This is a genomic window from Chryseobacterium rhizosphaerae, assembly GCF_003385455.1.
Taxonomy (GTDB): domain Bacteria; phylum Bacteroidota; class Bacteroidia; order Flavobacteriales; family Weeksellaceae; genus Chryseobacterium; species Chryseobacterium rhizosphaerae.
The window spans coordinates 291,698-316,957 of the sequence record NZ_QNUF01000001.1 but is presented as its reverse complement, the minus strand read 5'-3'; the positions used below and the strand labels follow the sequence as shown (position 1 = coordinate 316,957).

The following is a 25,260-nucleotide window of genomic DNA, read 5'->3' as shown; positions in this document are numbered from 1 at the left end:
ATCCAAGTCCACAAAGCCTCAAGACTTTGAGCAAGCAATTTGATTATTTTATATTCGGAATGGTCTATTTTTCTCTGGGAGCTTACCGCAATATGCCCGAAAGTAATATCACTAGTCCTTATATCCACCTGACTAAATGCTGGATGCAGCGTATCTTATTGTTGAAAGGAGAGGAAAAAATAAAACTTCAAAATTAAAAAAGATGATTTGATGTAGCTCAACTTCTTACTTATAAGTCTGTTTAAACTAATCACAAAAGTTCTTATTTTTAAAACACTTTAGTACACTTTAGAAAGTTTAAAATAATACAGCATAAAAATACATTGAAGAAAAAAATCAAAGATTTTTCTAAACTTATGTGGGCGTATTCTGCGCCAGGATATCCCCTTAAGCACCCTTAAGTGTTTCAATCTTTTGTGTCTTTTGTGGTTTAATAAAAAAGTTTAAACAGCTTTTATATAAAAATCACTTCTCCTTTATTTTCTTTCTATGCTTCAAGCCAAAATTAATTAAGGCATTGACAACATCTTCAGTTTCTTTGGCATGTGTGGTAAGTGCATACGAAACTGTAACAGGTTTGGTGTTATTAACCGTTCGGGTAATCAGTAAATTATCTTCCAGTTCCTGCAGCTCTTTGGACAGAACTTTCGGACTTATTCCCAAAGCCATTTCCTGCAAATCTTTGAACCGCATTGTTTCGTAATTATATAAATTATGCAGAATGCAGAATTTCCACTTGCCGCCCAATAGTTCAATGGCATCTTTAAGAGCCAAGATTTTTTCTTTATTGATGTCATTTTTTTTGATACTCATAAAATAGTTACTTTCCAAAAGGTAATGGATAGTAAAGGTAAAGTTTCTTTCAGATAATTTTATCCTGTAAAAAAAAATCAAAAATGAAAGTAACAGTAATTGCCAACATTTCGGCTAATGGTAAAGTATTATTATCTGATCATCCACATCATCAGCTGCCACCAGAAGCAATGGAGTTTTATTTAGAATTTGCAAAAAAAGTTGGGAACCTTGTCATAGGCTTGAAAACCTTTGAAAACTTTTTAAATTTCCCACAGGAAGTCAAAGAACATTTTAACGGAATAGAAATCGTAATACTCTCTGAAAAATCCTACGCATCAAAAGGCTACAAGACTGTTGAAAGCCCCGAAGAAGCTATTGAATATATGTCAGAAAGAGGGTTGCACGAAATGGCAGTTGGCGGTGGCACAGGTGCTTTTAATGCCTTTATAGACAAAGATTTGGTAACGGACATTTATTTTAATATTCATCCATTAATCACAGGAGTTGGCGGTGTTTTAGGAAACAGCAGTGAACTGAACTCAAAATTTAAACATAAAGAATATAACCTTAAAGACGGTTTCATTCAACTGCATCTAAGCAAAGAAGACTGAATAACAACTATTGAAAAAAAAAAATTAAATACATATCCCCTCTGCATAAAGTCTCCTAACTTGCGTAATTAATATAAAAATCCGAAGTCTCCCCACTTCGGATTCTTTATCATAACCCTCGCTAAAATACCCTACTCCCCCATTTCCTATCCCCCAGATTTTACCTATATTTGTTTCTATAACGAGCAAATATGCAAAACTAATAACCGGCCGTTCATGAAACTCTATACTTTAATAGCAGTACTATTCTTGCTATCCTTCAGTTGTACTGAGAAAGACAAATACATTGTCGGCCAGGAATGGCAGTACAAAACCCGTTCTACGGAAAAAAGCTCAATTCTTAAAATTTTAAAGATTGAGGAATATCCTAAAACCGGAAAAGTAATTCATATTTCCATCAGTGGTTTGAAAATGAAAAATCCTGCCAGTCCCAAAGGTTTTGCAGAATACATCAGCCATATTCCTATATCAGAAGAAGCGTTAGACAAAAGTGTCACCAGCCTGAAAAATGAAACCCTCAAAAAGCCTGACTCTCTTGAACTCGACGGATATTCTTACTGGAAAAAAGAGTTTGACAAAGGAAATGCAGGGATATTTACTGTGCCTGTTTCTGAGGTTATAAAGTCCATGGAAAAATCTATTATTGCAGGGGATTATACTCAATAAAACACCCATCCTTTCTCCGCTGGCTGTACTATCACACCAAAATAGTGTTATAATGAAATCAAAAATTTTCTTTGTCTTTATCTTACTATTATTTCATAGTTGTTCAGTAAATAAATATAGCAATGTTCCTGTCCAGGATGAAATTGATCTTTCCCTTAAAAGCTTCACTGAAATTAAAAAAGAAGAAACAGATAAAAAATCAAAAGATATCACACTTGGATATTTTTGGGGAATTGGAAAGGATATGTATCCAACTTTTGAAAAACATACATTTGAAATTCCTAAATCTTATCAAAGAAATGAGAACAACTTCATTCTTAAAGTAGATTATTTTTTCACAAAAGATGACCAAACCAAATTCAAGTTGTATGAATGGAATGAAAATGAAAAAATAGAAACTTCTCATGAAATGTTTAATGAAAAATTCCATGAAATCAAAAAATATATAACTGAAAATCTTGGGAAACCATACCTGGAAGTATATGAAGATTTAGAAAAATCCAAAGAAGAAACAGTAAGAGATGATGTAGAATGGCACAGTAAAAATTTGAATACCTTTTTATTTCGGTTCAGGGGAAAAAGTGGATTCGATCAAATACGTTTAGCTATTTATTGCGATTAAAGATACTGCACTTAACGGAAACATATTAACAAAATTCTTAACGAAACAAAAACTACACATGAAAAAATTATTTTATCTATTAATTTTCCTTTTAAGTTTAAATTCATTTGCTCAGGCCGGACCACCTCCGGTAGGCTATCCAACTGAAGAAAATAAAATTTTGATCGATAAGCTAGATAAAACTGTTGATTTTAAAAAATATATTTATAATTATTGTATTGACAGAATAAATCTAGCTTCAAGACTAGAAAAATGGGATGAAAACAAAAAGAATGAAATCATTAAAAGCATTCATCTTGAAGAAATGGATGATGCCATTTATAATTCATTCAGCAATTATACAAAAGAAGAATTACAAACGCTTATTGATTCATTCAACAAACTGAGAGCAAGTAAAAAATCGCATATAATTCCTATGCCCTCAATCCTACATGTGAGAATGGAAGGTTTTTCTAAATCACTGATCAAAGGAGACTACTTATATTTGAATGAAAAAAAGTAAGGAACTTCGGCTAATAAAGTATTGGGAAAATACAAAGGGGGAATTGTCAAAAGAAAATAAAAGATGAGAACATATTGGATCGTAATTTCATTGCTTTTAATGATAAGCTGCTCTAAAAATAAGACACAAGAAAAAACAGAATTGAATACCATAGTAAATGCTGTTTTGAAATATGAACGTAACCGCGGAGCTTTACATAATGCTACCTATTTAATTGATCCTGAACTTCTGCAATTAAAAATCTATGCTCCCAGCCAAAAAGAAATGTTGGGAGAAGAACCTGGACCACCCCCATTTTTCAATAAAAGTGTTGTCCATTTACTTGACTTAAAACATAGTCAGTCAGGAGAAAGAACATCGGATTCCTTACATTTATTACAACAAGATCAATACGTTTTTGATTCTCTAAAACTTGATCCCAAAATAAATCCGAACATAAGGTTAGCCAATAAGGAGGAAATAAATAGCCGTGTACAATTATATCAATTCTCCAATCCTGTATATTTCAGTGACAATTTTGCCTACATAGAATCGAGGTATTATAATACCAGTTTTGGAATTGGCTTTGGCTATCTGCTGGAAAAACAAAAAAGTGGAAGCTTGGTAGTAAAAAAAAATGATCAATACATTTATAACGTAAAGACGTATCAAGACAGACAACAATTATGAAAAAACTTACATTACTTATTTTTATATGTTTAGGCATACATTTATTTTCACAAAAACTTACAATTCAAGATTTAAAAATTGTTGATTATGAGTTAATGCCAGATAATAAAATTGAAATTAAATCTTACACAACAATAGATAAGAAGGGAAATTTAACAGTCTATTCAGATAGCTGGGATGGGAAAAATTATTTCCGGTTCAAATTAACTTCAGAAGAAATTAACCAATTAAATTCATTATCGGGCAAAGATATTGAATCCTTTGTTAAACAAAAAAAGCTCAATAAGAATGAATACTTCGCAGGAAATCCAAAATTTATTTCCTATACATTTAAAGAAAAAGTGAACAGCCTTTGTTTTATTGAGCCATTTATGAATGATGAATTTATGGACATCCTAAAAATTCTAAATTCAAAAATATACAAACATGATGAAACTGCTAAAATTCCAATGCTGACAAATGATTTCGAAAAAGTTAAAACTGAAATTAGGGAAAGAAGCAAAATAGATAATTACTTACCAAAAAAAGCTGTTATTATTCAAAATTAAAAAATATCAAACATTTTGTGAGATGTTGGCTAGGATACTTTGGCTAAAAGAACTATTGCCCCTATTATGTTGAGAAAATATTAAGATGCCAATAGAACGACTCTGCATTTTCTTACTTTTTTATCTCATGATCAACATTGCTGCAAAATAATCCTAACATGAAATATAAATTAACAACACTTATGCTGTGTATTGGTATTTTCGCCTCTTCGCAGATCATTGAATGGAGCCCTGATACTAAGCTACACAAAAATGATTTCCAAGGAAAAATACCTGACAACACAATAAATCACGCAGGAACAGCCTATAATATTGGTTATGAAATTCTTTCAAATTCAATATGGACAGGGAGAATGAAAATCAGAACCTATGCCATATTCAATACATCAGAATCATGGTTAAATGAAGCTTTTTATACTGATGATTTATTGAATCATGAACAAAAACATTTTGATATAGCCCAAATTTTCGCATATAAATTGCAACATCTCATTAATAAGGAAATCAAAAATTCAAAAGATTTCAATGTAAAATTTGAAATGATCAACAAATTAATTGGTGATGAATGCATAAGTTTTCAGAAAAAGTATGATGCAGAAACAGATCACGGAACTATAGTAGACGTACAAAAAAAGTATGATAACGATATTAAGCAGCTATTAGAAGAAAGCCGTAATCATAAATAATCCTGTAATCATAGAATATATTCCTTGCTACCTCAAGATTGTATCATTTGGTTTTGGCTTTTAGATTATATTATTAGAATGTTTAATTTATAATACTTAAACCACACGAAAGGATTCGTGCGGTAGCGAGGATAAAAAACAAAACGGAAAATTCTCTTAAACTTTTTCTTATCTTTAAACCTCTATTTCTTCTTGATATTTGGGGCTAAAACAATCCCGGATTCTCAACAGAAATCAAAAAAACAAACACTAAATCTTAACACCATTGAAAACAAAATTATTATTCCTTTTATTTTGGGGCTCATTGTCAGCCCATGCACAAACACTTCATTTTAAAAATCTCGCTAATATGTCTGCAGGCAGGGGTGCCATAACCAGTGTAATTGTAAATGACAATATATATGTGAGCAATGGATATCAGGAAAAAGGAGGTATCGCCAATTATATTGAGAAATATAATATTACTGATAACAGCTGGAGTGTTCTCAATTCTACTCTACTTAGCAAGAAATTTGCTAATTCGGAGACTTACGATAATAAAATATATATTTTTAATGGTTGGGGAAATAGTCATCTTGAAATTGTAGACCTTGCCACCAATACAATAACGAAGGGGGCTGTTAATCGTTCCTATACCGGAAATGCAGGTTCTGCCATCCATAATGGTAAAATATATGTGTTTGGTGGCAGCGGATTAAACGGAGCCAAAAACACCGTATTTTCTAATAAATTTCAGGTGTACGATATCGCTTCAAATACTTGGAATTCATTACCGGATATGCCCACAGCCAGAGAAACAAAGGGCAAAATTGTTAATGATAAGCTTTATGTCATTGGTGGTTTTAACGGTACCCCATCCCGTCTGATCAATGTATACGACCTCAACACTAATCTTTGGATCAAGCAATATACGATGCCTTCTGGTATATCGGGACACGCATTAGCAGTATCCGATAATAAGATTTTTATTGTAGGTGGTTTTAATAATCAAACTTTTCTGGCCTATTTTGATACGACAACCAATACATTCCATCAGTTATCATCCAATATGATTCCCAGAAGACATGCAGCAGCGGAAGTATATAACAATAAACTATACATCATCGGTGGAAGTACAACGTCTCTCACCAGCTCAGCCATTAAAAGCATACAGGTGGCAGATATTAACGAAAATGTACTCTCTGCAAATGTAGCCAATGATGATCATGAAACTGAAACAAGGGTCTATACCAACGCAGCCAGAGATGGTTTTCGGATCAGTAATAAAAATAACAGCAATCAGTTTGAATATACCATTCTCACAAAAGATGGGAAGCCAATCAGTAAAGGTTTTGCCTATTATAATAAAATAATAGATTTATCAAAAGTCCGAAGAGGAATTTACTTTTTTAGTTATAAAAATGAAAAGGGGGTTTTACAACAGGTTAAAGTTTACAGATAAACCTTAATCCATTGAGAGTATCAGAATTAAAAGTTCACAGAATAATTCGTAGACCATCAAAAATAGTTGACAAGTATGGCAATAGAATTTTTGAAGAATATAAATATGATTTCAAATAATGTACGGCTAACATGTATAGTTGCCCGATATTTTTTAAAAACTCCTTCTCCTACTAGTAAAAAAACAATAACTGACAATTGCACACTAAAAAACACTATGATTAAAATGAATTTAAACTTTAGTGATATGAGCTACGCAAAGTCTTCCGACTTTTGCCAGTAAAATAGATAATCCAAAGTTTGCAGACTTCGGAGAGCAAGCAGAAATGAAATTACAAAAACAGCTAAAAATGATTGAAAATATTAAAGATTTAATTCCAAAAAATAAAGGTGATTTATCTACAGCTGAAAAACTAACCAACTATTCCTACGACGATGTAAAAGAAATTATTCCGAATTTACTCGAATGGCTGCAAGATTTTAACTGGCCAGTGGCAAAACCTGTTTCAGAATACTTGGAAAGCATCAATGATAAAATTACAACAGACTTACTTTCAATTTTAAGAAGCAACGAAGATGAAGTATGGAAATATTGGATTATTACTATTTTTGGCCCCATAACTCAAAGTCCTATTATCAAAAATGAAATAATTCGGATTGCTACTTCTCCAACAAAAAATGAGATGATTCAAGAAGTAGATGAAGTTGCGAAAGGAATTGTGAATAATAGAAATTGGAAATAAAAAACTATTGACCCCCAACTCCTCAAAGTCTTACGACCTCGAGCAACACAAGAAATTCACAAAATCACTAACAAAAAACTAAACATGCAATCTTGTAAACAACTCTTCTTGCTTTCCATTATTCTGTTACTTCTAACGAATAATACATGGGCACAAACAAAAAAGGCCCATCAAATCGACTCATTAATGAAACGGTCAAGTCAGATGGGTAATTTTAATGGAAATGTTTTAGTGTCAGAAAATAATAGAATTATTTACCATGCATCTTTCGGCTTCACTGATGCTATAAGAACAAAGAAATTAACAACTGATTACAGGTTTAATATTGGTTCTATTACGAAAGAATTTAGTGGTGTCGCATTGCTTCAATTGCAGGAACAGGGGAAATTAAAGATCGAAGATCATGTTTCCCAATATATTCCGGAATTACCCAAATGGGCCAATGAAGTTACCATAAAAGATTTGTTACAGTATACAAGTGGACTACCCAATGTAAATTGGAAAAAAATTAAAAATGATAAGGACATTTTTGATGATTTAAAATTAATTGACAAACTAGATTTTGTTCCAGGAACTCAATACGATTACAACATGAATAATGTTTTTCTAAGGCAGTTTATTTTGGAGCGGATTACGGGAATGCCTTTTAACCTGTATGCAGAAAAGTTCATTTTTAAGCCTTGTAAAATGACATCTTCTGTAATGACTCCCTTTGAAAATGAAAACAACATCGCCAAAGGATTTAATAATGATTCAGTGGCGGACAAAGCGGATCTTCCCTTAACAGGAGGAACTTACTTAACGACTCTGGATTTACTGAAGTGGTCAGGCTGTCTTCATTCCAATAAAGTCATCAATGCAGATTCATTATTTGAGCTGGGGCAGCAATTTAACCTACCGGAAACTCAATCTTCTTTAGGACAGGCAAAATTTAAAAACAGAAAACTAATTGAGCATGTACACGATGGGAGATACGGAAACTATGAAGCCTTATTCGTTTCTGATCCCAATAAAAAGCTGACCATTATTCTGCTAGGAAACAATCACAACGGAAAATTATTTGAAATTTCTGATGCTATTACAGGAATTTTGAAAAACAAAAAAGAAAAATAAGATCATGAAAAAAACATTTGAATTCCTCAACCATTTAAAAGAAAATAACAACAGGGAATGGTTTACCACACACAAGTCAGAATTTGATTCTATTGTGAAAGACAACAAAGTTTTTTTTAATCAAATCTATACTGAACTTCAGGAATATGATAATCTGAAAGGAATTCATATTTTCAGAATTTACCGAGACGTTCGTTTTTCTAAAGATCAGACTCCATACAAAACCAATTTCGGAGTGGGATATTCCCGTTCGAAACCGATGTTACGAGGTGGATATTATATTCAGCTGGAACCCGGCGACAGTTTTGTAGGAGGTGGATTTTGGGGACCTGAAGCCAAAGACTTACTCCGTATCCGTAAAGAATTTGAAATCAGTACCACGGAAATTGAAAAGATTACCTCTGATAAAACCTTTGTAAAATATTTTGGAAAGCTCGACGGTGATTCCGTAAAAACAGCGCCGAGAGGTTTTGATAAAAATCATCCGGCCATAGATTTAATCAGAAAAAAACAATATCTGGTCCTGCGAAAATTCACCGATAAAGAGGTTTTATCCAACAATTTTCAAAAGGAAGTAGTGCTCACCTTATTGGCTATGCGTCCCTTTTTTGATTATATGAGCGAGGTGCTGACGACAGACCTCAATGGAGAGCCTTTATTTTAATTCCGAACCGGTTGTTTGAAAATAAAACTCTGATAATGTAATAATTAGGGTGATAAAATTGTTTTTATATAAAATGCCAGTATGAAAAATCTAAACTACAGCCTTCTTTTTGTTTTAATGATTATTTTCTGTCAGGCACAGAAAAAACAGTCCGCAGAATTGATCAAGGTCCAAAAAGAATTAACGGATAAACTCACAAAAATCAGTAAGAATACAAGCTTCAATGGATTTGGAGTGGCATTGGTGAATGATCATGATATTTTGTATCAAAACGGATTCGGCGTTGCCACGCTAAAGCCACTTCAAAAATATGATGAAAACACTGTTCAGAATATAGCCTCAGTTTCAAAAACATTGATTGGTATTGCGGTCCTTAAAGCTCAGGAATTGGGAAAACTAAAACTGGATGATCCCGTTAATCAATACCTTCCATTTAAAGTGACCAATCCTTATCATCCGGAAATCCCGGTAACGATCCGGCAATTGACCACCCACACCTCTTCTATCAATGACAATACTGCTTATTTAAATAATACTGTTGTTTTAAAAGATACTGTCAATCTTGCCAACCATCTGCATATTGATATCTCTCCTACCCGCTTCAACCCTCCTTCTGCAAAAATTTCCATTGAAGAGTTTTTAACTCATGTGCTCAGCGAAAAAGGAAAATGGTATGCTAAAGATGTATTCACCGAAAATAAACCTGGTGAGCTCTTTAATTATTCTAATATTGGGGCAACCCTGGCAGCACTGGTTCTGGAAAAGGCAACGGGAATGTCTTATGACACATTTACAGCAAAATATATTCTTGAGCCTTTACAAATGAATCATTCCGGCTGGAAATTTAATGCCATCAATTTTTCAAAGTATACGCAGACATTTATCAATAAACAAACACCCTACCCCTATTATTCACTCAATACTTATCCTGACGGAGGATTGCTGACCACTTCCAGTGACATGAGCAAATACCTACTGGAACTGATGAAAGGGTATTTTGGAAACGGAAGCATTCTTTCCACAGAAAGTTATAAAGAATATTTTACGCCTCAGCTGAAAGCCGAAAACTTCAAGGACAGAAGCAACAGTGAATACAGCGACGAATACAATATGGGCATCACAATGGGCTTTGGCTCTACCGGAAACTTTGGCCATACCGGTGGCGATCCGGGAATGAATTCCGTGATATGGTTTTTTAAAGATCAAAAGATGGGCAGATATTTAATCGTCAATACAGATTGGGATCAAAAAGTTTCGGGAAAAGACCAAAAAGCCATTTACGATCTACTGGATGAATATTTTATAAAACTGGATGCACTGAGCCGTTTACATTAACATTTATACGTAGATTTGGGCAATAACCAGGATGATATGACAGCTCAGGAAATTGAATTATTACTGAAAGAAAGAGTTACGAGATTAGAATTATCATCACGTAATTAGACTCAAAAAATAAACTCATGAAAGAAAATAATCTAGATCTAAAATCAATATACGTAGTCATAATAAGCTTGTTGCTATTCATCTCATGCAGTAAAAAACAGGAGCCCGTTCTAACTGATCAATATAAAAAGTGGGAAACGCTTGAAATTAAAACAAGATTTCAAACCTTAACAATTTCTAAATTTTCTGACTCTGCCGACTACTACAACATTATTGTCGGTAATAAAGAATTTAAAATTATTCCGGAATCAACACCTGAAAAAACAGGTCCTGAAAAACCGGAGCATGAAAAAATATTTTTTACCAAAGCAGAAAAAGACAGTTTGAGTAAGTATATTTATGAATCTGTAACACAGCCCAAATTCACTAATGTTCTGGCAACAGATTACGCAGGAGGCGTTATTCTTAGATTTGATAGAGAAAATATGAATTTGATGTGCGAATATAATTCTGTTGGAGATTGGACTACAGTTTCGGAAAACACTGAAAAGATTTATAATCTGATCAGCAAAAAAGTTGAAATATCAAAGCAATAAACCTATGAAAACTACCCTTACCCATATAGTCGCTATAGTATTTTCTTTCGTCATCATAAGCTGTGGCTCTCAACATAAAGACCATTTTAAAGCAAAAGAAGTGTATACATCTCCCCATCTGGTTATTACCCAGATTTCTGAACATTCTTTTATCCATACTTCTTTTAAACAAACCAATGATTTTGGTAATGTTCCCTGCAACGGACTTGTTGTAAAAAATAATAATGAAACCATTGTTTTCGACACCCCCATTAATGACAAAAGTTCAGAAGAACTGATACAATGGATCAATGGAAGACTTCATGCAAAAATAAATGCCGTTATTCCGACCCATTTCCATGATGACAGTTCAGGAGGATTGCAGGCTTTTCATAATCATCATATTCCTTCCTATGCCTATTCCAAAACCATTGAATTAGCCAAAGAAAACAAGTTTGTAATTCCTGAAAACAGTTTTAATGATTCGCTGGTTTTAAAAGTTGGCGATGAAAAAACGATCACGAAGTTTTTCGGTGAAGGTCATACCAAAGATAATGTGGTAGGGTATTTCCCTGGTGAACATATATTGTTTGGAGGCTGTTTATTAAAAGAGCTTGATGCGGGTAAAGGATATCTGGGAGATGCTAATGTGGCAGCATGGTCCAATACAGTTGAAAAAGTAAAAAAAGAATATCCTGATGTGAAAATTGTGGTTCCGGGACATGGAGAATATGGGAATGGAAAACTACTGGACTATACCATTACATTATTTAAAACTCAATAAAAAATTCTTCTAATAATAACTTGCAATATTAAAATTGTATATGAACACCGAGGAACAAATTCAAGAATATATCAACAGTCAGCATGAACCAAAACGTACCGACATGCAGGAGCTGCACCGCATCATTTTGGAACTTATACCGGAATCTCAGTTGTGGTTTCTGGATGGAAAAAACAGTGAAGGCAAAACAGTTTCCAATCCCAATATCGGATATGGGTTTCATACCATGCAATATACTGATGGAAAAACCAGAGATTTTTATCAGGTGGGAATGAGTGCCAACACCACCGGGATTTCTATTTATATTTTGGGAATTGAGGATAAAACTTATTTGACTCAAACTTATGGTGAAAAAATAGGTAAGGCAAGCGTGACCGGATATTGCATTAAGTTTAAAAAACTAAAAGATATCCACATTGAAATACTTCAGGAAGCTATACAGTTCGGATTACAACAAAACCCCTAGTTTCCCGTCAACTCTAAGTAAAAAGCACAAACCATGAAAAATTCTTCAAATACTATAACCGGTACACTGACCCTCTTTTTTGTTTTAGGGTTGCTGTCAATTCTTATTGGGATAATTTTTTCCATTATTGCCTTTGACAGTGTATCTGCACAGGATGGTTTGGCCGGAATGTATGCATTATTCGGATTAATTCCTGTTGTCATCATTATTATGATCATAGACAGAATTTGTGTCTGGAAGTGGGGGCCAAAGAAAGTGAACAAAGTCCAGTTCTATATTGCCGGAATATTCATTGTGCTATTTATTCTTAACTGGATAAGATTACAACTTCAATGAACACAAAAAAGACATTTAAAACTAAAAACAGGAAATAAGAAAATATCCTGAAAATTTCCATCATCACCAGAAGATGAAGTAAGTAAAATGGTATATTAGCAGAAAGCTTAGATAAAGGCATAAAAAAAAAATAACCATGGCAGAATACACACTACCCTATTTTGGACAACTCTCAACAGAAGATATTGAAGAATATTATGATGTGACGATTGATTTTAATGGCAATGAAATTCAACTGGACTTAAATTTCGAAAACAACAGCATTGCCCCTTCCCAATTGGATAAAGTAAAAAATTACCTTGAAAATATCGGGAAATTTGACAGCCTTAATAAAACATATATTCTGAATGATTATCATGATGAAGACGGTGAAACCGTAAAGTTTTATGTAGAACACCATCTTGAAGAATGTGAGAAAGAAGAGCTTTCGGCACTGATCAACTTTGATGATTCAACCACTCAGCCGGAACAACAGCTTTTGAAAAAACTGGAACTGGTTCGGGTTGGAATTTATCCTGACAGTGAAGACAGCTTTGCCATTTCAGACTATTCAATTGGCCGGGATATTACAGATTATTTGGTGGTAATCAATACCGACGAAAACGGAAAGCTAGATGATATGGCCATGGAAAGCTAACATAAAAAATAAAACACCAATGTCAAATGCTGAAAAGATAATTAACGAAATCGATATATTTTTAGAAAAGTCGATGCTTAAAACTTCTACAATCACCGGGGAAGAATTCATCAGTTTTATAGAGGGTAAATGGGAAGAAGCCGATGCTGAAAAATATGATATATATCAGGCTTATATCATAAGCAGCCGAATGATTAATGAATATATCAGGGAAAAAGATTTCGAAAATATGATGAGATGGCTGGAGATTACTGACCGTCACTCCGCGGCTCAGAAAAATGCGTCTTATATCCGGAATTATTATGCAGGAGAGTGCTGCCTGGAATGTGACAATGAAGAAAAAGCCCTGGAATATTTCAACTTATGTTATGCTGAAAATCAGGAGTATATTTTTTCAAGAGCCCCTTTTTGCTATGAGTTCTTTAATAAACATCTCGATCACCCCAGAAACTTGCCTGATCAGAACGAAAGTGATGATGACTATTTTGAACTTAGTATTGAACTGAAGCACTGGCAGACTTTCTTTCAAAAAGAAGATCCTGAATTTTATTACGAACTCTTGGATGAGGAAGATGACTATATGGATGAACCAACCCCGGCACAGGAAAATGGATTACATTACCTACAGGAAAACCAGGAAGTCGTCTTAGAAAAAATATTGGCTGAACTTTTAAAGCAATACCCCGGCCTACAAAAAAATTACAACTATTCTGAAGAAGACAAAACAGATTTTATGCCTGATTTAAAAGATATACAAGGTTTTGCTCATCTTCTGTCACCAACTTATTTTTATGTTACCTCAGTGGTTAAGGATCACTACCCATACATCGGGTTAGGATTTTCCTGTTCTTGGGACAGCGAACATGGTTTGGGAATTATGATTCATAAAGACCGGATTATAGAAATAGGAAGTGCGGCCACAGCATTTGACAGCTGGGCAGCAGAAAAAGATCTAAACAGTATCAACAGCTAGTTTCGGTACATCTACCCATCACCTGAAGAAGAATAAACGATATAAAAAATCTTAGAAACCACTCTATTTTTTTGAGTGGTTTTTTGTTTTGTTAGCTTTATGAATGTAATATTGTAAAAAAATTATTACCATGTACATTCAGGTTTCTGAAGATTTCAAAAAGAAGAGTAAATCCGCTATTCTGGCGATCAGCATTTTCGTCATTGTATATATCCTTATGTTTCTTTTTACCATTATTTTGGCTGTAGCCTGCATTGGTGGAGGAATTTTACTTATCATAACCAAACCAATGTTTCTAACCCTCATGTTGGGAATAGGCGCTGCAGGAACCGGCGTCTGTGTTTTCTTTTTTATCATCAAATTTTTATTCAAGAAACATATCAACGACAGAAGTTATCTTACAGAAATTACAAGAACACAGGAGCCTCAGCTTTTTAAAATGATTGATGAGATCGTAAAAGAAGCTGAAACGGATTTTCCTAAAAAAGTATATCTATCCTATGATGTCAATGCCAGTGTTTTTTATGATTCAAGTTTTTGGAGTATGTTTCTTCCTATTAAAAAAAACCTGACCATAGGGGTGGGATTAATCAACACTTCTACAAAACAGGAATTAAAGGCTGTACTCTCCCACGAATTCGGACATTTTTCCCAACGTTCTATGAAGGTAGGAAGTTATGTGTATAATGTAAACCAGATTATTTTTAATCTTGTTAATGATGATCAGTCCTACCGGAACTCTATAGAAAGCTGGGCAAGTATGAGTGGTTATTTTTCCATTTTTGCAGCGATTTCCCTTTTTATCACCAATAAAATCCAATGGGTTCTTTCGAAAATGTATTCTTTTGTCAATATCCGTCATATGGCACTTTCCAGAGAAATGGAGTTTCATGCCGATGAAGTGGCTGCCCATATTGCAGGTTCCGTTTCATTGGAAGAATCTCTTCTCAGGATAGAACTGGCAAGCAACTCCTATAACAATGTGATTAGTTTTTACGATGCCAAGGTGTCAAAAAATCAGGCGAGCAAAAATATTTACAAAGAACAGTCTTTCGTGATGAATTTTCTGGCCACCCAAAATGAACTGGAAATGAAACATGATCTTCCGAATGTAAAACTTTCAGAATCCGGTCTTTTTAATAAATCAAAACTGATGATTGAGAACCAATGGGCATCACACCCTTCTCATGAAGAGCGTATCGCAAGACTTCGAAAACTTAATATTATAAAGGATACCGACAATGAGCACGCTAAAAACTTATTCCAGGACTTCGAAAAAACTGAGGAAAAACTTACCGCAAAGCTCTTTTCAAAGGTAAAATACCAGAAAGGAAAAACTGAGCTGGAACTGGATGTTTTTAAAACAGAATTTGAAGAACAGTACAACAGGGATTCTTTTGACAAAATTTTCAACAGTTATTACGATAACAAAAATCCTGATTTTACCATTCAGGAAAACCACATTGTCAAAGATCTTCTTTTTGACGAACTTTTCAGCAAAGAAAAAGTGGAATTGGTCTACACCCTGATCGCCCTTGAAAATGATAAAAAAACAATAGAAGCTATTGCCAGTAAAGAATTGGTTTTAAAAACATTTGATTACGACGGAAAGAAATATACAGCTAAGGAAGCTAAAAAACTGATTCCTGAAATCAATCATTCTATTTCTGAAATACAAAAACAAATTCAGCAGAATGATTCCGATATCTATCATTATTTCCTTTCCTCCACAGATGATTCCGGTAAAAAAACAGAATTTATAAATGCCTATCAGCTTCTTTCAGCATATGACGCAAGCTATGAGGAAAAATTAAAGGTTTATACAGATATTGCTCATGCAACAGCCTTTATGAGCACGAAAACTATGCCTGAGCAGATCAAACGAAATTTCCTGAATCTAAAACCATTGGAGGATACATTAAAAAATGAAATCAGACCTTATTTAGAAAATACATCTATCTCATTTTATCTGGAAGAACAGGATGTCAAAGATCTGAACTACTATATCGAGAACCATTTAATATACTTCAACAACGATCATTATATTGATACCCATCTGCAGCTTCTGATGAGAGCGATCAATGTTTATCCTTATCTTCTCAACAGAAAATATTTCCTGCTAAAGAAAGACCTTTTGAATACAATGAAAGATTTGGCAAATTCTGGTTATACGGAGAAGGTGAATTGATATTGTACCCTGAACTTTAAAGTAAAGAATTAATTACTTCCAGTTTCGATTTATCTTCATTGCCCACTTTGTAAAATCTTTTTTATTAATTTAGTTCGTCCGAAATTAATAGCGTTCTTCTTTAAAAACATACAAGAATACGATCTGAAAATGAATACAAAACTGGATACCATTCTATTTTACGTGAAAAATATTGAAGTGATGAAAAACTTTTATGTTGAACACTTTAATATAAGAGTCATTGAAGAAGATGATATGTGGGTATTGCTGGATGTAGGTGCTGTAAACCTGGCATTTCATAAAATCGGAGATCATTATCTCGAAAAGATAGACGAAGGATATTTATTTGACAACAATACCAAAATAGTTTTTACAATTGATCTTGATATAGAATCAGCCAGAAATGAACTTCTTTCAAAAAATGTTCAGATGAGAGAAGTTAAAACATTTGACAACTATGGTTTTTGGTTGTGCGACGGAACAGATCCTGAAGGAAATGTATTTCAATTAAAAACTAAAAAAACAAATTCCCCACTGTAAAATGAAGCAAGTACTATTAGATTTAGCTATCACTCTAGACGGGTTTATCGAAGGACCCAACGGAGAAACCGACTGGTGTATTATGGATGACGACATGGATTTTGACGGTTTCCTTTCAGGAATTGACACCATTTTTTATGGAAGAATAAGCTATGATGCCTGGGGAAATTATCTACCGGAAGAAAATGCTACTCCGGAAGAGCAAAAACTTTGGGAAGCTGTTCATTCAAAAAATAAATTTGTGTTTTCAAGCCAACACAGAGAAGATAAAAATGCAACCTTTATCAATACTGATATTATAGAAAGGGTTTCTGAAATCAAGAAACAGGGTGGAAAAGATATCTGGCTATACGGAGGGGCAAGCCTCATTACGACTTTTATTCAAAATAACCTGATCGATGTTTACAGAATTTCTGTTCATCCAATTGCTTTAGGTAGTGGGAAACCTTTGTTTGAAGATTTGAAAGAGCGACTTAATTTAAAATTAATAAAAACCAATGTTTTTAAATCCGGAGTGGTACAGCTTATTTATACTTCTGATTCATGAAAAAAATAATTATTATTAGCAGTATCATTTTTTGACAGTTGTTTTCTTCAATGACCATTTTTATACGCCAAAAAAAACCTTCACATTATCTGGCCAAAAACACTTAATTTTGAATAAGTTATACTATTAAACTATGTTGTTTAAAGAAATACATCTACAGGGTATTAAATCCGGAAGTATCAGTTTAGCTTTTCGGAAATGGAAAAAAGGAGCTGTAAAAAAGGGTTCCTTAATAAAAACATCTGTGGGGGTAGTGAAAATTGGCGACATTGAAATAGTAGAGGAGCAGGATATTTCTGAAGAAGATTCCATAAACGCCGGTTTCAAAAACAAACAACACTTGCTCGATTCCTTTCCTGGTGCTATTGGGATACCTATCTTTAAAATATCTGTTAGTTATTACTCTGAAGACCCAAGAATAGATGTACGGGAACAGACTGATCTTACTGATGAAAAATACTTTGAACTCAAAGAAAAGCTTAGACGGTTGGATCAATTCAGTAAGCAGGGGGATTGGACAAAAGCCGTTTTAATTGCAATAGAAAATCATCCCCAACTACAGGCGGCAGGTATTGCAAAGCTGACAGGCTTCGAAAAAGAATGGGTAAAGCCCAATATCCGGAAATTGAAAAATTTGGGGTTGACTATCAGTCACTCTATTGGCTATGAAATCTCACCATTTGGAAAATTATTGCTTGAAAAACTAAAACACGAAGAATAAAAAGCTGAAATTTAATACATAGCGATGTTCAGCACCCTTATTCTACAATCTTAAAAAACCTTTTCCTTTTTTTACAAATCGTATTTTTCATATTGTCTTTTTTATTAATTTCGAAAGTATACAACCCAACCAAAACTAATTAATTGAATTGCTATGCCTCATTTTATCATAGATTGTTCACAGGATATATTTCAGCAGAACACCCCTGATGAAATCATGGATACAGTATACCATGCTGCTGATTCCACAGGACTTTTTGCACCCAATGATATCAAAGTAAGGATTCAGCCCTATCAATATTACCGGCTGGGAAAAAATAAAACAAACTTTTTACACGTCTTCGGCTTTATTATGGAAGGACGTCATACAGAACAGAAAGCCCATCTTTCAAAACAAATTACATCCCAACTTACGAAACTGCTCCCGGATATTTCTTTTCTCTCCGTTAATATTAGTGAATTTGAAGCAGCAACATATACCAATAAAGCGCTTATTAATCCTGACAATATAGAGAATGACCGACATTTTGGCCTGTAAGTATTATTGAGAAATTGAATTTAAAAACCAACCAAAATATAAACTATTATGAGCTTAAAAACATTAGTTACCAAAAGTGTTCAGTACAACAATTGGGTATTCAACAAATATCTCGATTGGTTAGCCACAAAATCTGATGAACAGCTTAACCAGGAAACCATTTCCAGTTTTCCGACCATCCTGAAAACCTTACACCATATCTGGCAGACACAGGAATACTGGTGGAGCCATATTTCTGAAAACAATAACTTTGATTTTGCTCAAACGTCAGCTGCAGACAGCAGAGAAGAGGTTTTTAACGCCTTAAGAAACAATTCACAAAAACTTGTGGATTATGTGGAAAACTTATCTGAAGAAGATCTGGAAAAAAATATAAAGATTGAATCTCAGTGGTTCCAATGTGATTTTACAAAGTATGAATATATTCAACACATTATTATACATGGAACTTTTCACCGCGGACAGATTGTAACAATGGGAAGAAATATAGGAATAACAGATGCTCCTATGACAGATTTTAATTTCTGGAATATTTATAAAGATCAAAAATAATTTCTTTAAGTGCTCTCATAAAAAATATCAATACCTATGAACATTTCCGAAGAAGCTCCCGTCTATTACCACGGGACCAAAGCAGATCTTACCACCGGAGACCTCATCGAAGTAGGTTTCAGCTCCAATTATGGTACGGGGAGGAAGGCAAAATACATTTATCTTACAGCAACTCTGGAGGCTGCCACATGGGGTGCAGAGCTGGCTCAGGGAGAAGGAAAAGAAAGAATTTATAAGGTAGAGCCCACAGGGAGTATTGAAGATGATCCTAACCTGACGGATAAAAAATTTCCGGGAAATCCTACAAAATCTTACCGTTCCCAACATCCGCTCAGGGTAATTGGAGAAGTTACCGACTGGAAAGGGCATTCGCCGGAGCAGCTTGCCCACATGAAAAAGCATCTTGAAGAACTTAAAAGGCAAGGAATTGAAGCGATTGAAGACTGATAACTTTAAATAGAACAGGAAAAAGTCTTCCACATCATTACAATTACATTTCCCCAAACCCATCAATCCATGTGAATAAAATGTGGATAACTTTTTTATTACCTCATAATAAGCCTACTGAAAAACATCCTAAAACATAGGCTATGAGACAGTTTATTGACAGATACGTTTTACACACTGTGGATAAGTTATCCACAAATCTGACCAATCATAGTTTTGAGATTATCAATAACCTGAATCTATTTTTATAGACATCACAGGAGAAGTGGATAAATGTTTTGTACCTTACTACAGAAAACCTAAGCCGGCAAATCATGAAAAACTATCTCTTTATTCTTTTTATCCTTCTTTATATTCCGTGTTTATCGCAGGATAAAATAACTTTATCCCATGCTTCTCAACATGAGGACTTTATTGAGATCGGTATAGAAATAAATAAACCAACCGGTAAATTTGACCTGATAGATCTGGATACTATGATCGTTACAGATGATAAAAAGAACATGCTGAAGGAAAGTAAAGAATACCCCTTAAATTATAACTATAACAATGGGACAAATAAAATAAAACATTTTTACGTTCCTGATAAAAAGTTCAAAACAATAGACATCACCGGAATCCTTAATTATTTTACTCCATCAGCAGCAAACAATTCATATTTTAATTTAGGTCCTCTTAAAAATATTGTCCGAAATACGAACCTGATTGATAAAAAAATAACAGAAAAAAATCCACTCCTTTATTTTAGCATCCTGGATTCCACAGCCATCAACAAAACTTTTCCTGATTTCAAATATAGATTGGATGATGATAAAGACTATACAAAAATAGACTTCGAAAGCTTTGATATTATGTATGCGTACAGGTATAACAATAAGCAAAAACTTGTATATTTCATCAACGACAATATGGATCCCGGGTACAATACCTTAACCTTACGTGATAAAAGTACGGGTATCATCTATAAACTGGTTAAATTAAAGCGTGACATGTCTTCTTCTGAGAAAGATCAAACCAATGTGGAGCTCATAATAGAAAATGAGCAATCCATCAGGAGAATCCCTTTTGAATTGAAAAATATAATAGTGAAGGTAAATAAAAATTAAATAAACGATGCATATGATCAGGTTTTCAGTATTGCTATTCTGCAGCTATTTTCTATTGTACTCATGTTCCGGGCCGGCACCTGCTTCAAAAATCACTGCTATTTCTGAGGTAAAGGCGGAAATTGAAATTTATCAAAGCTTAACAGATGAAAACGATAATATCATTACTGTCATTTTATATGATAAAAAAAATAAAGAGATAGGCAACGAGTCTATCAACATTTGGGTCAATCAAAAGGAAACAGATTACCAAATCATGCAAAACTTATATTATAGCAAAAATTACTATTACCGAATTGAACATGTACAGCCCAAAAACGGACAGTATGATCTTCAGATACAATTGGCCAATGGCAAAAAGTTCTTTCTCGGAAATGCTCCCGTGCTTGCCACAAGTAGTCCCAATAATATTATCTACAACAAAAAAGCTTCTCTGAACCAGGACTTTTCTATACAGTGGTCAAACCTGTATGATGTCAACACACTCCACATCTCAAAAAGTGTTGAAGTAGAAAACAAGCAGAATACTAACATTCATTCTTTTATAGAGGGGCCTACAGACACTATAAAAATTAATGCTGATGGGAAATATCAGATAGCATGGGAGAAATTATTATTTAATCCTAAAGAAAAACTCAGCACCATGAGCTTTAAATTTATTGCCCAAAAAAAGGGTACACTTAATCCGTCATTGCTAAAAGGAAGCAGTATAAAAATCTGGGGTGAACATCAAAAACGAACTTCTTTCAAATAAAAATATTTATATTTACTTACTCTGAGATCATCTGTTATTTTCTGATACACCTTTACATCTTCTACAGATGATCAGTCAGAATAACAAAATCATAAAATATACTTTTCAATGTACAATACTACGATCCAAAAAGAATGGTTCTCGAATGGAGAACGCTATGCTAAAGAAATTAATGAAATGGTTGAGTTTGGCAAAAAAAACGGCTGGGAAAACTGGAAAGGTGAAGAACCGGAAGATAAAAGAGCCCATTTGGCCTTGGAAGTTTTTGAATTACTTAAAGCGGCCAATCAAAATGGTGAAACAGAGCTATTCAGAGAGCAGTTTCCTCCGGCACACAGTCCAATTATTCCATTAATGAAAGAAAAATCTCAAAGTATTGAGCAGCTACACTTCATTAGTGATCAGAAAATTGTTTTCCTTACCGGTACCTCTTATGAAAAAAGACAGGCCTATGTTCTTGATCAGGATAACATCACAACACTGGATGAGTCTATTCACGCTATTGGAAAATCTAAACAGGGAAATATTTTTGCCTTAGCCACTCCCGGAAAAATATCTCTTTATAAAGGTTGGAACGGCGAAATCATCAATGAGTTTACGCTCAGTGAAACCCAAGATTCCGGAATTACAGAGATGACACCCTTCAATGATGGAAATAAAGTTCTTGTAGTTTCTTCAAACGGAATTTATCTGATCTCTAAAGAAGACAAAAAACTTATTCACCCAACCAATGAAGACAATGATGAAGACTGGACTTCGCAAATCGATATGGAAAACGCAGCCTTATCACATGACAATACTTATATTGCTGTGGGTGATCAGGGCTATGATCACAGGATATTAGATGCGGAAGGAAATACATTAGGAGCCATTGGGCCCCAATCTTCCTATCCTCATTTTTGTCTCTTTGCAAAAGATGACAGCCAGCTAATCACCAATTCCTGCCACTTTTATAATGGTATTACCATTGGAATCAATTCAGATCAGTATATAGGAGCAGATATCGAGGCGTATACCGAAAGTGATGATTTCACTTTCATTGATGAAGAGATGAGAGTCTATGCAGGAGTAGCTACAAAAGACCATTATATCCTGGGGGATGCCTATGGCTATATCAAAGCATTTGATAACAACGGAAATCAGCTTTGGAGATATTTCCTGGGCTCCACAATTTCCGGAATGACTGTTTCAGACAATGGGGAAACACTTTGGGTAGCTGCCCATTCCGGGATTTTACATAAACTAACACTTAATAAAGGTCAAAGAGACACTCATATTATAGGTAACGGAAAACATTATGAAGAATTCAGATTACTGATCTGGAAAGATGAACCACAGGCCTGGAAATGGTAAGTTTCAGATCCTGAACCTTTTATTTCTATTTCACAATAAACTATAAATCATTACAACTTATTACATGGAAAAATATGCAGTATCAGCAGACGGACAAAAAATTTATTATAAAGAATCCGGGAGCGGAAAAACTTCAGTCATCTTTATACATGGATGGTTGGGAAATGCCCAATGGTGGGAAAGCCAGCAGGAATATTTTAAAGATCAATACCATATTGTACAACTTGATTTAGCCGGACATGGAAAATCTGATGCCTCCAGACAGGATTGGACAAGCCAACAATACACTAATGATATTAAAGCTGTAGCTGACGAAATTCATTCCTCAGATATTATTCTTGTGGGCCACTCTATGTCCGGAGCTTATGTCCTTGAAGCAGCATTGAAAATCCCACAGGTGAAAGCCCTTGTTTTAATTGATACCCTAAAAAATTTAGATGAATCTTTTACAGAAGAGCAGGCTGAACAGTTTTTGTTTACCCATTACCGTCATGATTTTAAAAATGCCGTGGAAAATATTCTTCCTCAATATTTTTTTACAGAAAAAACACCTGCTTCAGTAAAAGAAAGACTGTCTTATGAGTTTCTTCAAAACGAACCGGAAGGAGCCATTAATCTTCTCAACCCTTTATATAAAACAGATTTTAAAATAATTGCGGAACAGATTCAGGTACCGGTGGTTGCCATTAACTCGGATGCCTCGCCTACCCATCCCGAAAACAACCGTAAGTATCTGAAAGACTACGATTATGTAACCATCACAGAAGTTGGACACTATCCTATGCTGGAAAAACCCGATGAGTTCAATACCATACTCGATAAAGTACTTAAGAAATTAATCTAAATTTTAGAGCCATGCAAAACACCCGGATATTTACGACATCTGTTGCCAGTGTTTATCCTCACTATATTCAAAAAGCGAAAAAAAAAGGACGTACCCAATCAGAAGTCGATGAGATTATCTGCTGGCTGACCGGCTATGACCAACAGGGACTTCAGGACCACCTCGATCAAAAAACTGATTTTAAAACATTTTTTGAACAGGCCCCTCAGATCCACCCTAATGTTTCTTTGATCAAAGGCGTCATTTGTGGATATCGGGTAGAGGAAATTGAAGATGAACTGATGAGAAATATCAGGTATATGGATAAACTCATCGATGAATTGGCCAAGGGAAAAAAAATGGAGAAAATATTGAGACAATAATTTTTACATTGATGACATTAGAAGAAATAACTGAACGACTCATCCGTTTATCCGAAGGAAAACTTAGTGCTGAGGAATGGCTGCACTGGTTCACACAACATAAAGAAAGTGTGGAAAAAATATGTGGAAGAAGAGCTTTCCTTGGTATGAAACCTAGGGATAGCTTCAGTGATATCAGAAATCTATATATTGGACAACTGGCTGCTTTTGACTGGCTCCAATTACAAAAAATAAATACCAACCTGTCTGATCTTTATAAAAAAGGCTGGGAAAAAGAATTCAATGATTTTTGTAAAGCAGAAAAAGAGAAAGAACGTCAGCTTCAAAAAACAGTAGAAAGTCAATTTGGGCATTTAAAAGACATCTATCCGAGATTCCTTAAACAACTCACAAAATCCTACAGTACTTCTGATCATATTGAAAAAGGGGCAGACCCGCAGCGTATTCAAAACAAAGAAAAGGAACTTTCAATACAGCTCCCGGAAGATCTGATTTTATTCTATCAAAATATATCCAGACTGGAACTTGAGGGGCTAACCATTGATCTCGAGGAACTCGATATTGAAATCATTCAAAATAAAACCTATCTGGTCTTGGGAGAATTTTGGATCCATGGAGATGGAGATCAGTTGTTGTACCATTGGGAAAGTCAGAAAATGTACATTCTCGCTCATGAACATCAACCTCCCAAGCTCATTAAAATAGCAAACTCTTTATCTGATCTCGTTGAAAAAAAATGGGTTTCTTATTTAAAAGAATATGAAAACTAAGACAAAGAAGCTTCAGAAATCTATAAGGACATCGTCACAGATGCTCCTTATAAATTGATAAAAGTATCAGAAATTTCTTCTCCAATTCAAAAAACTTCCCGAAATTAGCGGCCTGTGCGTTAAATACGATTCAATGAAATAAAAATTTAAATTAAAACATACAGCAAAACTTAGTATAAGTTTTCTTCGGGGCAGGGTGTAATTCCCTACCGGCGGTTATAGTCCGCGACTCCTTTCATTTGAAGGGACTGATTTGGTGAAATTCCAAAACCGACAGTTAAAGTCTGGATGGGAGAAGAAAATGAGATGATCAGTAAGATTCCTTA

33 protein-coding genes and 1 riboswitch are annotated in these 25,260 nt (G+C 34.3%); of the genes, 32 read left to right on the top strand and 1 reads right to left on the bottom strand.

Going from position 1 to position 25,260, the window contains the following annotated elements; all coding sequences use genetic code 11:
- Nucleotides 1-26 precede the first annotated feature (26 nt).
- On the top strand, nt 27-197 hold the full coding sequence (locus DRF57_RS23560) for a hypothetical protein (protein WP_157969867.1): 171 nt from the start codon (nt 27-29) through the stop codon (nt 195-197).
- A 268-nt stretch (nt 198-465) separates the two neighbouring features.
- Here DRF57_RS23560 and DRF57_RS01455 read toward each other — a convergent pair whose 3' ends face one another.
- Complete coding sequence (locus tag DRF57_RS01455) at nt 466-813, bottom strand: winged helix-turn-helix transcriptional regulator (protein WP_115916510.1); 348 nt, start codon at nt 811-813, stop codon at nt 466-468.
- 83 nt (nt 814-896) lie between these two features.
- Between DRF57_RS01455 and DRF57_RS01450 the strand changes: the two genes are divergently transcribed.
- The 31 genes from DRF57_RS01450 (at nt 897) to DRF57_RS01300 (ending at nt 24,934) form a co-directional block, all read left to right on the top strand.
- Nucleotides 897-1,406, top strand: a complete 510-nt coding sequence (locus DRF57_RS01450) for a dihydrofolate reductase family protein (protein ID WP_115916508.1) — start codon at nt 897-899, stop codon at nt 1,404-1,406.
- Between the two features lie 216 nt (nt 1,407-1,622).
- Nucleotides 1,623-2,072, top strand: a complete 450-nt coding sequence (locus DRF57_RS01445) for a hypothetical protein (protein WP_115916506.1) — start codon at nt 1,623-1,625, stop codon at nt 2,070-2,072.
- Nucleotides 2,073-2,124: 52 nt separating this feature from the next.
- The gene (locus DRF57_RS01440; RefSeq protein WP_115916504.1) at nt 2,125-2,694 is read left to right on the top strand and encodes a hypothetical protein; all 570 of its coding nucleotides are present in this window, start codon (nt 2,125-2,127) and stop codon (nt 2,692-2,694) included.
- Between the two features lie 58 nt (nt 2,695-2,752).
- Nucleotides 2,753-3,196: a hypothetical protein gene (locus tag DRF57_RS01435; protein WP_047494026.1), complete on the top strand. Its 444-nt coding sequence runs from the start codon at nt 2,753-2,755 to the stop codon at nt 3,194-3,196.
- Nucleotides 3,197-3,259: 63 nt separating this feature from the next.
- Entirely contained in the window at nt 3,260-3,865 is a 606-nt protein-coding gene (locus DRF57_RS01430) for a hypothetical protein (protein WP_115916502.1), read from the top strand.
- Entirely contained in the window at nt 3,862-4,413 is a 552-nt protein-coding gene (locus DRF57_RS01425; RefSeq protein ID WP_115916499.1) for a hypothetical protein, read from the top strand. Before DRF57_RS01430 ends, DRF57_RS01425 begins: the two co-directional genes overlap by 4 nt.
- Before the next feature lie 158 nt (nt 4,414-4,571).
- Nucleotides 4,572-5,099: a hypothetical protein gene (locus DRF57_RS01420; protein ID WP_115916497.1), complete on the top strand. Its 528-nt coding sequence runs from the start codon at nt 4,572-4,574 to the stop codon at nt 5,097-5,099.
- 265 nt (nt 5,100-5,364) lie between these two features.
- A complete protein-coding gene (locus DRF57_RS01415; RefSeq protein ID WP_123863268.1) occupies nt 5,365-6,540 on the top strand; it encodes a Kelch repeat-containing protein in 1,176 nt (391 codons plus the stop codon).
- 325 nt (nt 6,541-6,865) lie between these two features.
- Nucleotides 6,866-7,282, top strand: a complete 417-nt coding sequence (locus tag DRF57_RS01410) for a DUF5071 domain-containing protein (RefSeq protein WP_115916493.1) — start codon at nt 6,866-6,868, stop codon at nt 7,280-7,282.
- Between the two features lie 186 nt (nt 7,283-7,468).
- On the top strand, nt 7,469-8,395 hold the full coding sequence (locus tag DRF57_RS01405; protein ID WP_228450385.1) for a serine hydrolase domain-containing protein: 927 nt from the start codon (nt 7,469-7,471) through the stop codon (nt 8,393-8,395).
- 4 nt (nt 8,396-8,399) lie between these two features.
- Nucleotides 8,400-9,059 carry a DUF2461 domain-containing protein gene (locus DRF57_RS01400; protein ID WP_115916489.1) on the top strand — a complete coding sequence of 220 codons (660 nt, stop codon included), beginning with the start codon at nt 8,400-8,402 and terminating at the stop codon, nt 9,057-9,059.
- An 81-nt stretch (nt 9,060-9,140) separates the two neighbouring features.
- Nucleotides 9,141-10,394, top strand: a complete 1,254-nt coding sequence (locus tag DRF57_RS01395; protein WP_115916487.1) for a serine hydrolase domain-containing protein — start codon at nt 9,141-9,143, stop codon at nt 10,392-10,394.
- Between the two features lie 125 nt (nt 10,395-10,519).
- Nucleotides 10,520-11,038: a hypothetical protein gene (locus DRF57_RS01390; RefSeq protein WP_115916485.1), complete on the top strand. Its 519-nt coding sequence runs from the start codon at nt 10,520-10,522 to the stop codon at nt 11,036-11,038.
- Between the two features lie 4 nt (nt 11,039-11,042).
- Nucleotides 11,043-11,801: a CHM family subclass B1 metallo-beta-lactamase gene (blaCHM, locus tag DRF57_RS01385; RefSeq protein ID WP_115916575.1), complete on the top strand. Its 759-nt coding sequence runs from the start codon at nt 11,043-11,045 to the stop codon at nt 11,799-11,801.
- Nucleotides 11,802-11,841: 40 nt separating this feature from the next.
- Nucleotides 11,842-12,267 carry a DUF1801 domain-containing protein gene (locus tag DRF57_RS01380; protein WP_115916483.1) on the top strand — a complete coding sequence of 142 codons (426 nt, stop codon included), beginning with the start codon at nt 11,842-11,844 and terminating at the stop codon, nt 12,265-12,267.
- Nucleotides 12,268-12,300: 33 nt separating this feature from the next.
- Nucleotides 12,301-12,603: a hypothetical protein gene (locus tag DRF57_RS01375; RefSeq protein WP_115916481.1), complete on the top strand. Its 303-nt coding sequence runs from the start codon at nt 12,301-12,303 to the stop codon at nt 12,601-12,603.
- 136 nt (nt 12,604-12,739) lie between these two features.
- Entirely contained in the window at nt 12,740-13,240 is a 501-nt protein-coding gene (locus DRF57_RS01370; RefSeq protein ID WP_115916479.1) for a DUF2004 domain-containing protein, read from the top strand.
- Nucleotides 13,241-13,259: 19 nt separating this feature from the next.
- Complete coding sequence (locus DRF57_RS01365; RefSeq protein WP_123863267.1) at nt 13,260-14,213, top strand: DUF6985 domain-containing protein; 954 nt, start codon at nt 13,260-13,262, stop codon at nt 14,211-14,213.
- Nucleotides 14,214-14,343: 130 nt separating this feature from the next.
- The gene (locus DRF57_RS01360) at nt 14,344-16,401 is read left to right on the top strand and encodes a M48 family metalloprotease (protein ID WP_115916475.1); all 2,058 of its coding nucleotides are present in this window, start codon (nt 14,344-14,346) and stop codon (nt 16,399-16,401) included.
- 150 nt (nt 16,402-16,551) lie between these two features.
- The gene (locus DRF57_RS01355; RefSeq protein ID WP_115916473.1) at nt 16,552-16,941 is read left to right on the top strand and encodes a VOC family protein; all 390 of its coding nucleotides are present in this window, start codon (nt 16,552-16,554) and stop codon (nt 16,939-16,941) included.
- A gap of 1 nt (nt 16,942) precedes the next feature.
- Nucleotides 16,943-17,488: a dihydrofolate reductase family protein gene (locus DRF57_RS01350; RefSeq protein ID WP_115916471.1), complete on the top strand. Its 546-nt coding sequence runs from the start codon at nt 16,943-16,945 to the stop codon at nt 17,486-17,488.
- A gap of 133 nt (nt 17,489-17,621) precedes the next feature.
- Nucleotides 17,622-18,209, top strand: a complete 588-nt coding sequence (locus tag DRF57_RS01345; protein WP_115916469.1) for a hypothetical protein — start codon at nt 17,622-17,624, stop codon at nt 18,207-18,209.
- A 153-nt stretch (nt 18,210-18,362) separates the two neighbouring features.
- Entirely contained in the window at nt 18,363-18,746 is a 384-nt protein-coding gene (locus tag DRF57_RS01340) for a 5-carboxymethyl-2-hydroxymuconate Delta-isomerase (protein ID WP_115916467.1), read from the top strand.
- 48 nt (nt 18,747-18,794) lie between these two features.
- Nucleotides 18,795-19,298, top strand: a complete 504-nt coding sequence (locus DRF57_RS01335; protein WP_115916465.1) for a DinB family protein — start codon at nt 18,795-18,797, stop codon at nt 19,296-19,298.
- Nucleotides 19,299-19,334: 36 nt separating this feature from the next.
- Entirely contained in the window at nt 19,335-19,745 is a 411-nt protein-coding gene (gene arr, locus DRF57_RS01330) for an NAD(+)--rifampin ADP-ribosyltransferase (protein WP_115916463.1), read from the top strand.
- A 314-nt stretch (nt 19,746-20,059) separates the two neighbouring features.
- Nucleotides 20,060-20,851, top strand: a complete 792-nt coding sequence (locus tag DRF57_RS01325) for a hypothetical protein (RefSeq protein ID WP_115916461.1) — start codon at nt 20,060-20,062, stop codon at nt 20,849-20,851.
- Nucleotides 20,852-20,864: 13 nt separating this feature from the next.
- Entirely contained in the window at nt 20,865-21,605 is a 741-nt protein-coding gene (locus DRF57_RS01320) for a hypothetical protein (RefSeq protein WP_123863266.1), read from the top strand.
- A gap of 108 nt (nt 21,606-21,713) precedes the next feature.
- Nucleotides 21,714-22,958, top strand: a complete 1,245-nt coding sequence (locus DRF57_RS01315; protein ID WP_115916457.1) for a hypothetical protein — start codon at nt 21,714-21,716, stop codon at nt 22,956-22,958.
- A gap of 64 nt (nt 22,959-23,022) precedes the next feature.
- The gene (locus DRF57_RS01310) at nt 23,023-23,802 is read left to right on the top strand and encodes an alpha/beta fold hydrolase (RefSeq protein WP_115916455.1); all 780 of its coding nucleotides are present in this window, start codon (nt 23,023-23,025) and stop codon (nt 23,800-23,802) included.
- 11 nt (nt 23,803-23,813) lie between these two features.
- Nucleotides 23,814-24,164, top strand: coding sequence for a DUF2200 domain-containing protein (locus DRF57_RS01305; RefSeq protein ID WP_047494112.1), 351 nt, complete (start codon nt 23,814-23,816; stop codon nt 24,162-24,164).
- A gap of 11 nt (nt 24,165-24,175) precedes the next feature.
- Nucleotides 24,176-24,934, top strand: coding sequence for an SMI1/KNR4 family protein (locus tag DRF57_RS01300; protein ID WP_115916453.1), 759 nt, complete (start codon nt 24,176-24,178; stop codon nt 24,932-24,934).
- 178 nt (nt 24,935-25,112) lie between these two features.
- Nucleotides 25,113-25,238: riboswitch (FMN riboswitch) on the top strand.
- Nucleotides 25,239-25,260: the final 22 nt, after the last annotated feature.